General features: G+C 61.9%; 10 protein-coding genes. 4 read left to right on the plus strand and 6 right to left on the minus strand.

All coding sequences use genetic code 11. From position 1 onward, the window contains the following. The first annotated feature begins 9 nt into the window (after positions 1-9). Positions 10-861, plus strand: a complete 852-nt coding sequence (locus tag VCA57_RS14970) for a universal stress protein (RefSeq protein WP_411185852.1) — start codon at positions 10-12, stop codon at positions 859-861. Positions 862-1,002: 141 nt separating this feature from the next. Here VCA57_RS14970 and VCA57_RS14975 read toward each other — a convergent pair whose 3' ends face one another. From VCA57_RS14975 to pbpC, 3 genes are all read right to left on the minus strand, one after another. After that, positions 1,003-2,031 carry a substrate-binding domain-containing protein gene (locus tag VCA57_RS14975; RefSeq protein WP_411185853.1) on the minus strand — a complete coding sequence of 343 codons (1,029 nt, stop codon included), beginning with the start codon at positions 2,029-2,031 and terminating at the stop codon, positions 1,003-1,005. 87 nt (positions 2,032-2,118) lie between these two features. Next, entirely contained in the window at positions 2,119-2,868 is a 750-nt protein-coding gene (locus VCA57_RS14980) for a substrate-binding periplasmic protein (protein ID WP_411185854.1), read from the minus strand. Positions 2,869-3,087: 219 nt separating this feature from the next. After that, positions 3,088-5,469 carry a peptidoglycan glycosyltransferase PbpC gene (gene pbpC, locus VCA57_RS14985; RefSeq protein WP_411185855.1) on the minus strand — a complete coding sequence of 794 codons (2,382 nt, stop codon included), beginning with the start codon at positions 5,467-5,469 and terminating at the stop codon, positions 3,088-3,090. A gap of 133 nt (positions 5,470-5,602) precedes the next feature. On the opposite strand from pbpC, the gene VCA57_RS14990 reads away from it, so the two are divergent. After that, positions 5,603-5,896 (plus strand): hypothetical protein, encoded by a 294-nt coding sequence (locus VCA57_RS14990; RefSeq protein WP_411185856.1) that lies wholly within the window; start codon positions 5,603-5,605, stop codon positions 5,894-5,896. Positions 5,897-5,938: 42 nt separating this feature from the next. Here the strand turns inward: VCA57_RS14990 and VCA57_RS14995 are convergent, their stop codons facing one another. The 3 genes from VCA57_RS14995 to VCA57_RS15005 form a co-directional block, all read right to left on the minus strand. Then, positions 5,939-6,229, minus strand: a complete 291-nt coding sequence (locus VCA57_RS14995) for a type II toxin-antitoxin system RelE/ParE family toxin (protein WP_411185857.1) — start codon at positions 6,227-6,229, stop codon at positions 5,939-5,941. Further along, the gene (locus tag VCA57_RS15000; RefSeq protein WP_411185858.1) at positions 6,226-6,498 is read right to left on the minus strand and encodes a CopG family ribbon-helix-helix protein; all 273 of its coding nucleotides are present in this window, start codon (positions 6,496-6,498) and stop codon (positions 6,226-6,228) included. The genes VCA57_RS14995 and VCA57_RS15000 overlap by 4 nt, the downstream gene beginning before the upstream one ends. Positions 6,499-6,635: 137 nt before the next feature. After that, entirely contained in the window at positions 6,636-11,555 is a 4,920-nt protein-coding gene (locus tag VCA57_RS15005) for an alpha-2-macroglobulin family protein (RefSeq protein ID WP_411185859.1), read from the minus strand. Positions 11,556-11,740: 185 nt separating this feature from the next. Here VCA57_RS15005 and VCA57_RS15010 point away from each other — a divergent pair, with 185 nt between their 5' ends. Next, complete coding sequence (locus VCA57_RS15010) at positions 11,741-13,114, plus strand: MATE family efflux transporter (RefSeq protein ID WP_411185860.1); 1,374 nt, start codon at positions 11,741-11,743, stop codon at positions 13,112-13,114. After that, on the plus strand, positions 13,101-14,129 hold the full coding sequence (locus VCA57_RS15015; protein ID WP_411185861.1) for a diguanylate cyclase: 1,029 nt from the start codon (positions 13,101-13,103) through the stop codon (positions 14,127-14,129). The genes VCA57_RS15010 and VCA57_RS15015 overlap by 14 nt, the downstream gene beginning before the upstream one ends. The last annotated feature ends 10 nt before the right edge of the window (positions 14,130-14,139 follow it).

The following is a 14,139-nucleotide window of genomic DNA, read 5'->3' on the forward strand; positions in this document are numbered from 1 at the left end:
GAGCGCTCCATGACTCACGTAATGGCATGCATTGATGGTTCACAATCGACCCGCGCGGTGTGCGACTACGCGGCCTGGGCCAGCCAACGCCTGAGTACACCGCTGACCCTGCTGCACGTACTGGATGAGGTTCAGTACCCCGTCCACGGGGACCTGTCCGGCGCTATTGGCCTGGGCAGTCGCGAGCACTTGCTTGAAGAACTGGCCAACCTTGATCAACAACGCCACGCGCTGGCCATGGAGCAAGGCCGCCTGATGCTTGAAGCCGCACGTGAGCGAGTGCAGGCCGATGGTGTCGAACCGGCGCAACTGCGCCAGCGTCATGGTGACTTGGTCGAATGCCTGCACGAGCTGGAAAGCGATATTCGCCTGCTGGTAATCGGCCGCCAGGGCAAAACCAGCGACAGCCTCAGCCAACTGCTCGGCAGCCACCTGGAAAACGTCATCCGCACCCAGCACCGGCCGATACTGGTCAGCTGCGGTGAGTTCAAAGCCCCGCAAAGCTACATGCTCGCTTATGACGGCAGCGCCACCGCCCGTAAAAGCCTGGAGATGATCGCCGCCAGCCCGCTGCTTAAAGGCCTGCCCTGCCACTTGGTGATGATCGGCGCAGACACCAGTGACGCTCAGGAACAACTCAAAGCGGCTGCTCGCGTCGTGCAAGACTCGGCCAGTGAAGTGCACCTGGCGATCCGTGCCGGTGAAGTGGAGCCGACACTGCACAACTATCAGCTCGAACAAGGCATCGATCTGCTGGCCATGGGCGCCTACGGCCACTCGCGGATTCGCCAGTTTCTGGTCGGCAGCACTACCAGCACCCTGCTGCGCACCAGCAATAGCGCGCTGCTGATTTTGCGCTGAGGATTGACCGTAGCAGCCGGTAAACGGCTACTACGGCAATACTCACGGCCGATAATGTAGGGCCACTAGCGACGGTTTTCACCGCTGCGCAGCGTCGAGCCAGCCTAACGGCAGACAGCTTAGTCAGCCCAACCACACGCCTCACTCCGCCTGCCGCCATAACCGCAGGTAGGCATCCTCGTGGTTGAAGTCCAACTCGATGCTCAGGTCCTCACTCTCCTGCAGCACCGCCGGGGTAATCAGCAGCGGAGCCGAGACAAACTGGCTAGCTGGCGCACCGGCAAACGCCCGATTCAGCTCATCAACCAGCTGCCAACCCTGCACCCCCAGCGGCTCGGCGACCGTGGCCACCTGTTGGGACAACCCGGAGAGAATGCGCCCGAGCGCTTTGGCCGAACCATCACCGGCGGAGATATTGCGTACATCCTTACGCCCCAATGCATTGAGCGGCACATTGATGTGATCGAAGTACACATCATTGATCGCCAAGGTATGCGTCCACTCGCTGCCAAAGCGTCGCTGCAACGAACGCACACGCTCGTCCATGTTCTTGCCGGCGGCCGATATCGGCACATCCTCAATGCTCAGCAGGCGGCACTGCGTGCATTGCTGCAAGCGCTTAGCCATGCGCTCGGTCTTGCTCGTGGCAATGGCGAACTGGCTGTCGGTAAAGATCACCACACCAATCGGCCCGTCACGCATTGCGTACTCCACCGCCAGGTCAGCCACCTGCAACGGATCACTGGTGATATTACTGAACAGCTTATCGGACGGCCCTGGATTATCCCCAGCATGCCAACCGACTAGGGCGATCTTGCGCGCTTTGAAGTTGTCGACGAGCCCACCCAAGACCTGAGGATCGAAACCGCCCAGCACAACACCATCGGGATTGCCCTTCAGTATCTGCGCCGCTAACCGCTGGATTTCCACCGGGTCACCCCGACCGTCCACGGCATGCACCTGCCAGCCAAGCATTTTTGCCGCCCGCTCAAAACTGCGATACACACCAACAACACCACCGTTACGAAAATCTGCAGCAAGAAAGCTAACCTGCATCCCGCTGCGCGCCGGCGGACCTTCGCGCGGCCCCAGCCACTGGCTGGCCGCGAGCCAGGTGCTGAATAACAGCCCGCATAGCCAGAATGCAGCAACCTTGCGGTACCTAGACATGGCGTATACCTGCGTTGTGGGCCGGCGGACGACTGCGCCGACCGTCACCTAACAGCTTAGTCACTCTCTGGCCGGTGCACGCCGTCCTTATGGTGAAGCGAGAGCCGGTTGCGGCAGCCACTGCTGCTGAATGCGGGCTAGGCTGCCATCGTCAGCCATCTGTTTCAGAGCCTGCTGCCAGCGCCGCACCAACTGCACGTCGGTGGCCTTGGAAAACACGATATAGCTGCTGGTCTGCATAAAAGTGTAGAGGTGTTTGAGATCGTCCATGGAGGCCCCCAGCTCGGTTACCAGGCTCGGCAGCAGCTGGTCTTCATAAACCATCACAGGCACCCGCCCATACAAGGTCATGCGCAGCACCTGATGGGGCTTAGGCTGCAGAATCAGGTTGGTGAACCCCTCCTTGCGCAGAAACTGGTGCGAATACCAGTCCCGTGGCACGGCAATGCCGGCAGCCCGCTTGGCATCTTCCAGATTGGCGATGCGCAGGCCGCTGCCACGGCGGGCATAAAAACTTGTAGTGGTCGAGAGCAGCGGGCCGACCCAGTGAAACAACGGCTCACGTTCGGGGGTGCGCACAGCCACAAACAAGCCGACATTGGCCTTACCCAGTGCCTTCCGGTAACCCCGCGCCCAGGGCACCACGCGAATACTTGCGGTGTCGCCAGTACGCCGTAACAGCTCGCGCACCACCGCACTGGCAAGCCCATCGACCTGGCCGTCGCGGCTAAAGTTGAGCGGTGGATTTTCTTCGGTGTACAGCTGCAACTCAGCAGCCATGGCCAGGGGGCAGCCAAGCAGCAAGATGCACAACAGGCGCCGGGCCCAACAAACCATAATTACCCCACCTATGCATCGGCCCTGTCGCTCGCTACGCCAGCACCTGAGCCAACCAGCCTGAGCAGTGCCAACAGGACGGAAAAAGCCCGCAGCGCGCAGCAACGGACCGTAGGTCACGGACGCAGGACGATTAAATGCCCCCTACGGGGCCGAACCCAAAAAAACGCCCGAACGGCATTGACCATGGATAACTATATGTCTTGTGCCGGTGTGCACTCAATCCAGCAGGCTGAAGCTCAGCGTGGCGGTCTGCCCGCTTTCGTCGAGCACGCTGAGCTGGTAACCCCCGATGCGGGTAAAACTCTGGCTGAACGGCGCGTCACTAGCGGTTTCCGCAACCGGCTGACCGTCGATAAACCACCAGCGCCGGCCACTGCCGCCCAACGCAGACAGGCGCAAACGCAGCGGCTCGGCATGCCCCAGCGGACGACGCAGGCGGTCGCCCTCACGCACCCCGACAATCGACAGCGGTGCCACCGCTGCCAGATGTTGTGGCGGACACTGCGGATCAACCTCCGGGATACGCGAGCTACGCCTTTCGCGGCGCGGCAACCAGGGCTCCAGCGGTGCGGGCCACAGGGCCAGGCGTTGTGCGCTGGCACCGGGACAACTGGCATCGACGCGCAGCCCAGCGGCGTTAACCCAGATGGTTTCCTGCAAGCCCAAACCCAGTGGTTGATCCGCTGCTTGCAAGGTCGGCGGCGTGGTGCCGTCCAGGGTCCAGGCAAAGCGCTGGCGGCGGCAGTTAGGGTCACGGTTATCCAACGGCTGGCCTAAAGGCCAGCAGATCGCGGCCACGCCCACGCTGGCGGGCTGTGGATCAATCGGTAAGGCAATCCCACGCTGGCTGTCGCGATTGACCAGCAGGTCATGCACCTGCAGCAGCAATGGCGCAGCCGAGGCTAAACCGAACTGTCCCGGCACCGGCGTGCCATCCGGCCGACCGATCCAGATGCCGATCAGGTAGCGCGGCGCAACGCCAATCGCCCAGGCATCGCGAAAGCCATAGCTGGTGCCGGTCTTCCAGGCCAGGCTGGGCCGTTGTACCAGCTGCGCGCGCGGGTCGCGGTCCGGCCGTGCTTGGCCACTGAGGATGCGCCGCACGATCCACGCCGCGCCAGGCGACAGCAAACGCCGCTCATGCAGCGCATCTTGTGGCTGATAGCGCAGCCGCGCCGCCTTACCGCCACGGGCAAAGGCGCTGTAGCCGCTGACCAAATCCTCCAAGCGGCTGCCGGCACCACCGAGAATCAGCGCCAGGTTAGGTTCGGCCAACGGCGGCAGCAGCAGCGGTACGCCTGCGCTACGCAGCTCGCCGGCAAAGCGCTTCGGCCCATAGGCTTCCAACAACTGCACGGCCGGCAAGTTGAGCGAGGTGGCCAAGGCCTCGCTGGCGGACACAGCGCCGCTGAAACCGGAGGAGAAATTGCCCGGGCGGTAATCGCCGTAACGGCGCGGTACATCCTGCAACAGCGATTCCGAATGAATCAGCCCATCATCCAGTGCCATGCCATAGAGAAACGGCTTGAGCGTAGACCCCGGTGAGCGCACCGCGCTGATCATGTCGACATGGCCAAAGCGCTTGGCATCGCCGATATCCACCGAGCCCAGATAAGCGCGCACGGCCATGCTCGGCTGCTCGACCACTATGATTGCCGCCGAGGTGCGCTCCGGCAAACGCGCGCGCCAGCCCAGCAGTAAGTCCTCCAGTCGACGTTGCAAGGCGGCGTCGAGGGTGGTGCGAATCAACGGCGGACTTCCCGCCGTGTTCAGCCGCCGCGCCAGCAACGGGGCCAGGCGCGGCTCCTGGCGCGGGGCGAGCAGCACCGGCTCTTGCAGCGCATCGTTGATCGCGGTTTGCGGCCACACGGCGAAATCCGCCAGGCGCTGCAACACTTTGTCCCGCGCCGCCTGCGCACGCTCGGGGTGTCGGTCTGGCCGTAGCCGGCTGGGCGCTTGCGGCAATACCGCGAGCAACGCGGCTTCGGCGCGGGTCAGTTGGCTCGGCGACTTGCCCAAGTACGCCCAACTGGCCGCTGCCACACCTTGCAAGGTGCCGCCAAAGGGCGCGCGGTTCAGGTACAGGGTAAGAATTTCATCCTTGGACAGATGCCACTCCAACTGCAACGTGCGCCACAGTTGCTTGAGCTTGCCGGGGTAGCTGCGCGCGTGCGGATCAAGCAGACGCGCCACTTGCATCGACAAGGTACTGCCACCCGAGAGCACCCGCCCACCGCTGAAGTTTTGCCAAGCAGCGCGAGCCAAGGCCAACGGGTTAACCCCGGGGTGCTGATAGAACCAGCGGTCCTCGTAGGTCAGCAGGGCTTGCAGGTAATACGGCGACACCTGATCGGGGCGAACCGGATAACGCCACACGCCGTCATGGTCAGCAAAGCGCCACAGCGGCGTACCATCCTCGGCCAACACCACCCGCGCCAAGTCATCCGCCGGCAAGGGCAGCGGGAACAGTCGATCAGCCAGCGCCAACATCACCAGCAGGCAAAGTGGCAGCGCCAACCAGGGGCGGCGTAATTGCGGCCACACGCGGTTACGCCAAACCGGCTGAGCCAACAGATAGAGCTGTTTAACGCGAGTCATGCGCGGGTCCATTCCTTACTTCGCGTGGGTGCCAATTAGCGACGCGAGCAACCGACAGCGCTGCCATTGTGCCCAATCACTGGCACACTGGCGCGCAGCAGCCATCAAAGCAGAGTCAATTGGAACGAGAACTATGGGTGTAGAAGGTTTTTTTGAATCCCTTGGCGAAGCCGTCGGATCAGTAATCCGCTTTATCGTCGAAGGCCTGGGCGGCTTCTTCGGCATGCTCGGTGGTGCCGTCAGCAGTTTTATCGCGGGCATGTCGAAAGCCTTGGGGGTTACACCGTCCTTGCTCAGCATCCTGGTGCTGGTGGTCGGCTTATGGCTGCTGTACCTGGCGGTACGCGCCTTTATCCGCCGCGCGATTATCGCCGGGACGATCTGGCTGGTGCTGGGGTTGTGGTTGTTGAGCGGCTTGATTGGCTAACGAGTCGTTAATGCTTGGCTGATACGTGAACGGTAGGACGAGTCAGGTATTTTGCTCTCGGTCTTCGAAGTGGTGCCAAAGACGAAGAATGACAACAGTTTCGGTATGAGTCGTATAACGGATTACGTATCTGCCAAAAATGGCATCACGAATCGCCTTCGGCTCCGGCGCTAAGTCAACTGCCCGCCCCATTGCGGGGAATAAACGAAGATTCTCGATACGCGCCATAAGCTCTGCTGCTACACGTGCAGCAGCAAGAGGATCTTGCTCAGCAATAAATGCGCGCAGGCGAACCAAATCTGCCACCGCTTGCTCCGAGTAGACCAGCTTCATTGACCCAGCTTCGGCGGCGACAGCTCATTGTCGCTACCCCAGCTTTGCAGCCAGGTATTGACGGCTTCTGCAGAAACAACTTTGCCCTGGGCAACGGCCTCCATGGCCTGCAGGGTTTCCTGCCAACGCCCCTGCTCCAGTTCCTGTCTCGCAAAAAACTCTCTAAGGGCCTGATTAATCAGCCAGCTCTTGCTGCGATGAAGCTTCTCAGCCATAGCGCCAAGACTTTCTTCCAACTCAGGTTGTAGCCGAACGGTGGTAACGCTCATAGGGTTGCCCTCCATACAATTGAATGCAATGTATTACACCGTATTCAACTGAACAAGCCGACCTTGCCAGCACAGCCTCAGGCGCATCAACGCCTACCCAAAAAAAAGCCCGCCAGTTTGGCGGGCCTAGGGTCTGCCTAACGCTCCTTAACCACCAAACGCCCCGGCGTTCTGCCCAGTGCCTGCCAGTTGGGCCGGTACATCGACTCCACTTGCGGTGGTGGCACGCGGTAGCTGCCGGGGGTAACGGCGCGGGCTAGGTACAGCAGGTGGGTGGTGCCGTAGCTGTTTATATCCACGGCTGCCACGTAGCGATCACCGCGAAACTCCTGGTGCTTGATCGCGGCGTTTTGCATCGCCTCACGCCACTCTTTCACCGCGCTGCTGGCGTCCTCCAGGCTGGCTGAGCTTTGCGCCAGGTTCTGGTTCTCCAACTCCAGGCCAGCCGGTAGCAGATCCACCACCAGAGCATCCGGTACGCGCTGCTGGGCCTCTACAGCTAAGTGCACCAGCACCAGCTCGCCGCTCTGCAGGTTGTTCAGATCCAACGCCCGGCCATCCATGCCCAAATACTCGCGGTAGATGGACAGGTTCTCGCCACCCGCCGCCGGAGCCTGGCTTGGGTAACCGGAGAGCGTCAGTTGCTGATACAACGGCGTATCCGCCGGGTTGCTGGTCGAATTGCTGATGCTCAGCGGTGCGGTCAAATCACTGCCATCGAGCTTGAGGCCCGACTGAGTATTGCTCAGTTGAAACGCCAGGCTGCCGCTTTGCAGGGCGGCGCTCCAGTTCGGCTCGGGCTTGCTCAGCAGATTGCGCCCGGCCAAGTACAGCGAGTTGCGCTCCTGAGTCGATAGCCAGCGCTGCCCAGCCACTTCATCGGCAAGGTTGAACAAGCGTTCTTCACGGCGATTTTTCGCCAGGTCATGCTCTTCCAGCAGCGCCAGAATCAGCGCCTGATCGCGCAGCGGGCTGCCATAGTCACCCAACCAGCTATTGCTCTGCCGACCACGGGCCAGGCCGGCAGTCAGCAGCTCATCCGCACGTGGTTGATCGCCCATTTTCTGCAGGGCGATGGCCAACTGCACCAGTGGCAAACCGGACGCCGCATCACTGCGCCGCTCGTACAGGCTGCGCAAAGCACCCAGCGGAGCCTGCTGACTGCGCGCCAGCACGTAACCGGCATACGCCTGCACCGCGAAACGGGTGTGGTTGGCGTTGTCGCTGTAGTTGACCTCGATCAGTTGGCGCTCTTGCAGGTAACGCAACAGGCGTTCGTTGGCCTTTTTCAGCGCCTCTTCCGGCACGCCGAAGCCTTGCTCGCGAGCGCGCAGGAGGAAGTCGCTGACGTAGGCGGTCAGCCAGTATTCCTCATCGCTGTCCGCGCCCCACAGGCCGAAGCTGCCGTTGTAACGCTGCATGCTCAGCAAGCGCTCGATGCCCAGTTCGATGGAGCGTTTGCGCTGCTCATCCGGCTCGGCTTCCACGCCCAGGCGCTTCAGCGTGGCCGCATCGGCATACAGCGATGGATACAGGCCGCTGGTGGTCTGCTCCAGGCAGCCGTATGGATACGCCTTGAGCGCGCGAATCTGCTCGCCAAGGTTCAGCGGCGGACGGCTGGAAATCTCCAAACGCGCTTCCAGGCCGGCAGTTTCGAAGCGGCTCAGGGCATCGGCCGGCAACAGCCAGCTGTCACCCTTGAGCACGGCGCGGAAGTGCTGCAGCTGCGCTGGGTAGGCCGGGCGAATGCCCAGGGTCCACTCACGGCTGAACGGCGGCAGCTCTTCACCGGGCAGGCTCAAGCCATTCACCTTGACCGTAAAGCGGCCCTGGCCATAGCCACCAAGGGCGGTCACCGGGATGCGCAAGATGGTGCGCTGGCCATCGGCCAAGGTGATCGGGGCAGTCGCCGCCGGGGTTTGCGCCAGACGCAACTGGCCATCGGCACTCAGCTGCACATCCAGCTTCTGCTCGCGTCCAGACAGGTTACTCAGGTCCAGCGCCAGGGTGGTTTCATCACCTCCGGCGAGGAAGCGCGGGGCCGACAATTCGGCGATCAGCGGCGCAGCGACCACTGTTTTGCCTTCGCTCATACCGTAAGCGTCATCGGTCCAGACTTGCGCCATCAGCCGCAGCTCGCCGTTGAAGTCCGGAATATCCAGACTAACTTCGCCTTCACCTTGCTCATTCAGCTGCAACGGTTGGCTCTGCAGGGCGACGATCAGCACACTGGTATCCGGCCGCTTACCGCCAGCGGCCAGCGCGGCATCACCGCCGAAGGCCAACTTGGCGACCCGACCTTGCCCGGCCTCTATCAGTTGCCCGTAGATATCCAGCTGATCGGCACCATACGCCTTACGGCCAAAGAAGCTGGCAAACGGATCAGGCGTGGCGTACTCGGTGATATTGAGGATGCCAACATCCACCGCCGCCACCAGCACCTGCGCCTGTTTCGGGATGCTGCCATCGGCATTGCGCGCCTGCACCTTGACCTTGAGCGGCTGGTTGGGGCGCATTTTCTCGGCGTTAGTCAGGCTCAGCGCCAGTTTGCGCGGCGCGCGATCCAACGGCAGATGGAGCAAGCCGACCGCACGTTTTGGTGTGGCATTGCTCTTGCGCTCGCCGGGGCGAATCACCAGCGCGCTGACGTACAGATCATGCCGCGCCCAATCCTTGGCAATCGGAATGTCAAAGGTCTTGCCCTCGGCCGGCACTTCAACTTCCTGCCACCACAACGGCCCGTCGCTGGATTCCACCATCAGGTAGCCCTTGCCTGCGGCTGGCGGGGTAACGGTGATCTGCGCGGTCTCGCCATCGGTATAGGCGGGTTTATCCAGCGCCAGCTTGACTTGATCCGGGCGGACCGCGCCGCCGTCGGCGTTGTCCTGCCAGCGATAGCCAGCCCAGAAGCGCATGCTGCTGAGCAGGCCGGTTTGCCCATCAATGACTTCAACGCGGTACGGGCCCCACTCCACCGGGAAGCTGATCTTGGCGGTGCCGCCAGCAGCGACCTTGAGAGGTTCTTCGTTGAGGGTGAGGAATTTTTCGGTGTAGTTGTTGCTCCAGCCATCACTCTCGGAGAAGTTCCAGAAGTAGTCACGGCGCTCACGAATCAGCCGTACGCTGAGCTGGTCGGCCTCTAGTTTGTTGCCCGCGGCATCCGCCACCAGCACTTCAAACTCAGCCATGCTGTCGGCATCCACCTCTTCGCCGTCAAACAGCCCACGCACACCCGGCAAGCGCTCTGCCGGCCAGACAGGCTGAATTACTCGCCGGGTAATCGCCCGGCCGCCAGACTCCTGCAGGCTGGCCTGAAGAATCAAACGCAACGGCGACTTGGCATCGCTCCAGCGGCTTTCAATGTCCAGGCTGGCCTTACCCTGTTCGTCGAGCTTGGTTTCATCCAGCTCGATGTCTTCGCTCAGTTCCTCTTCGGTAACCGAGCCGAACTGGTAACCCGGCAGGCTGGCCACCGCCTCACGCAGTGGCCGCACATAAAGCTGGCCGCTGAGGCGATTGCCGGCGGCTGGCGCGCCATACAGGTAGCGCCCGGTCACCTCGAACTGAGCGTTTTCGTCTGGGCGGTAAGGCTCTTCACTGCCCTTGATTTCCAGCGCCATACGCTCGGGCAGGAAGTCCTCAACGGAAAACTCATACAACTGCTGGCGGCCGTCACCCAGGTCGAACAACAACTGCCAGCGCCCGGTTGGCGCTTCATCGGCGAGTTGCAGCTGGTACTGATAAAGGCCGGCATCGTCAGCCTGCCAAACAAACTTGCGGCTGACCTGTTCATCCGGGCGGCGCACTTCAACATTCACCGGCTGCGCGTTAACCGCACGGCCATCGGCATCACGCAGCAGGCCATTGAGCAGCACGGTTTCGCCAGGCCGATACAGGTCACGCGGGCCAAATACAAAGAACTGCAACGGATGGGCGGCAGGCCCGGTAATGTCGAACTCGGCCAGATCCAGCGCCGAATTGTTCAGGCGCAGCAGGCTGGTCTGCTCACCCTGATGGGCCAGCAACACCTCGGCCTTGGCTGGCAGCGGCAATTGCGCATGGCCTGCGCCGTCAGTTTTGCCTTCGGCCAGCACCTGGCCTTCGCCATTGAGGATTTCCAGGCGCACATCACCAAGGGCATCGCCACCAGCCAGCGCCTGGGTGAACACATCCATACGGTTCTGATAGCGCCGGGCAGACAGGCCAATATCACTCAAGGTGAACAGCGTGGCCGGCTGCGAGTAGTTGTAACTGCCGGCCTCACGCATCACCGCAAGGTACACGCCGGGCTGCTTGAATGGCTCCAGGCCGGCAATTGGCAGTAACAGAGTTTCGCGGGTGTTGCGCGCGGGGTTCAGGTCGAAGCGCCCGCCGTAGACAAGGTCAGCCATCGGCAGCAGGCCGCGCGCTTCCCAGTTATCCAGGTTGCTTGAACTGCCCCAGCGATTGAGGAAGGCCGGCAGTGATTCGGGCTTGATGCGGAAGAACTCGACATTCACCTTGTCGACGTTCAGGGCGATCACCGGCAAGCCCTCGGCGAGGCGTGTGGGCAGCAAAGAACCACGGCTGGCAAATCCAACGCTGGCCTGCAAGTCACGGGTTTCCAGGCGGCTGACCTGCTCAGTGGCGAGGCGCTTGCCGTTCAGCCCAAGCAGCCCGGCATCCACTGTCAGCACCAGTTTTCGCTGCGGCTCCAGATGGCGCAGGCGCACCTCCATCAGGTTGTCGGTCAGCTCCCAGGCACCGTCAACCTTGCCGCTTTTGCTGTCGACTAAATGCAGGCGCTCGGCGAGTTTTTGCTCCGGATCGAGTGGCACTGAGAAGCTGACAGACAGCGTGCTAGCACCCTCCAGCTGCACTTCCGAGACATCCACCACACTCAGTTCACGACCGGCATAACGCTCCGCCAGCGCCTGGCGATCGACCTCAGGTTTGGCCGCTTCGCTACTGACGGAGGTGGTTTGCGTCGCCGTCACACTGGCGGGCTCGGGGGTGGATGAATCACAGGCGCTGAGCAGGCTCAGGACAAGTGCCAGAAGCAGTCCATTCTTCGGCATTGCGGGCTCCAACAAGGGTAGGTGCAGAGGCCTGACACTATAGTCGAGGCGCTAACCGACCACTAAGCATGCGCACGCAAAATTGCTGGGCAGCGCACGCCAGCCGATCAGTGTTTAATAACCCGCCTGTGACACGCGCCCGCGCATTTCGTTGCAGCTATCTCCAATCAAGTTTGAGTGCGCAGTTGATAAACACCATACGTGACGCCTGGCAGCATGCCCCCACCCATAAACGGGTGTGGGCGCTGGCTGCGCCGATGATCCTTAGCAATATCTCAGTGCCGCTGGTCGCACTGGTCGACAGCGCAGTGATCGGCCATTTGCCGCATGCCCATCAACTGGCGGCCGTAGCCGTTGGTAGTAGCCTCTACACCCTGCTGGCCTGGACGGTGGGCTTCCTGCGGATGGGCACTACCGGCTTCAGCGCCCAAGCGGTCGGACGCGGTGATGGCGGCGCACTGCGCCAGGTGTTGCTGCAAGGCCTGCTACTCGGTGTGCTGCTCGCGGTGCTGCTGATCAGCCTGGCGATTCCGCTGAGCGACGTCGCACTCAGTTTGATGAATCCTTCCGCACAACTCGACGGGCTGGCGCGTAGCTATCTGCATATCCGTCTACTTGGTCTACCCGCCGCGCTGACCACCTACGCCTTGGTCGGCTGGCTACTCGGCACGCAAAACGCCCGAGGCCCACTGGCCATCCTGCTGACCACCAACCTGCTGAATGTCACGCTTGATCTATGGTTTGTCCTCGGCCTGCAATGGGGCGTGGCCGGCGCGGCCTGGGCCTCGGTGATTGCCGAATGGAGCGGCGCGCTGCTCGGCCTATACCTGGCCCGCCGCGCCCTGCGCGCCTATGCCGGCACGCTGGACTGGGCAGCCCTGCGCAGCTGGCTGAGCTGGCGACCGCTGCTGGCCGTTAACCGCGACATTTTCATCCGCACCCTGGCCCTGCAAGCCGTGTTTTTTCTGATCACCATGCAGGGCGCACGCCTCGGCGATGCCACCGTGGCAGCCAATGCGCTGCTACTCAACGGCCTGTTATTAACCGCTCACGCCCTTGATGGTTTGGCCCATGCGCTGGAAGCGCTGTGCGGCCATGCCCTCGGTGCCGGTGACCGCCGGGCGCTGCGCCGCACCTTGATCGTCGCGGGGGGCTGGTCGCTGCTCGCCAGCCTGGCGTTTGTCCTGTTCTTTATGCTCGGTGGGCACTGGTTTATCGAGCTGCAAACCAGCATTAAGGTGGTGCGCGAGACCGCATTCACCTACCTGCCATACCTCGCCCTGCTGCCGTTGATTGCGGTATGGAGCTACCTGCTCGACGGCCTGTTTATCGGTGCCACGCGCGCCCGTGAAATGCGCGATGCCATGCTCCTGGCCCTGCTGCTCGCCCTGCCACTGGCCTGGGCTCTGCAACCGCTGGGCAACCAGGGCTTGTGGCTGGCCTTCCTGGCGTTTATGGGCCTGCGCAGTTTGTGCCTGGGTGGCTATGCTTACCGCCTAACTCGCACCAATCAGTGGTTCGCCCCGCGCTCATCAGGAGAACCCCATGCTCATCCCTGAAATGCCCTGCGATGAAGTGCTGCGCCAGCAGATTCTCGATGATCAGGAGTTGCTCGATACGCCCGCCGACCCGTACCTGGACACCCTGGTGCGAGTGATCCGGGAGGTTTTTGCGGTGAAGACCGTACTGATCAGCCTGATCGACCATGACCGCCAGTGGTTCAAGTCACGCATTGGCCTGGATATCACGGAAACCCGCCGCAGTATCTCCTTCTGCTCTCACACGATTCTTGGCACCACCCCCTTTGTGGTCGAAGACACACAGAAAGACCTGCGTTTTCACGACAACCCGATGGTCATCAATACGCCGCATGTTCGCTTCTATGCCGGACAGCCGCTGTTCTCTGAAGAAGGTCAGGCACTAGGCACCCTGTGCATGAAGGACAGCGTGCCGCGACAATTAACCGATCAACAACTGCACCTGTTTATCGACATGGCCGTGCTGGTGGAGGGCTACCTCAAGCTGCGCCATATCAGTGAGCAGACCACACAACTGCGCGCGGCCTTAAGCCGTGAACAACGCAAGGCCATGCTCGATCCGTTGACTCAATTGTGGAACCGTGCGGGCCTCAACCACTTCCTGCCGCGCCAGCAGTTGCAGGCCGATGAACTGGGCCTGCATCTTGGCGTACTGTTCTGCGACCTCGACTACTTCAAGCGGGTCAACGACAGCCACGGCCATGCCGCCGGCGATCAGGTGCTGTGGGAAACCGCGCGACGGATCAGCAGCGCCGTACGCCCGCAGGATGTGGTCACACGCAGCGGCGGCGAAGAGTTCGTGGTGTTACTGCTGGTCCGTGAGCGACATGAGTTACTGCAGATTGCCGAGCGCATTCGTAGCGCCATGAGTAAAGAGCCGATGGATATCGATAATCAGCCACTCAACCTCACCATCAGCATCGGTGCCGCCCTGCGCGCCCCTCAGGAAGACCCGAACAGCACCCTCAAACGGGCCGACCAGGCGCTCTACCAGGCCAAAGGCAACGGCCGTAACCGCGTCGAATTCAACGACTGAGCCACAATCA

Origin of the sequence: Pseudomonas sp., from assembly GCF_046581935.1 — a bacterium.
Taxonomy (GTDB): domain Bacteria; phylum Pseudomonadota; class Gammaproteobacteria; order Pseudomonadales; family Pseudomonadaceae; genus Aquipseudomonas.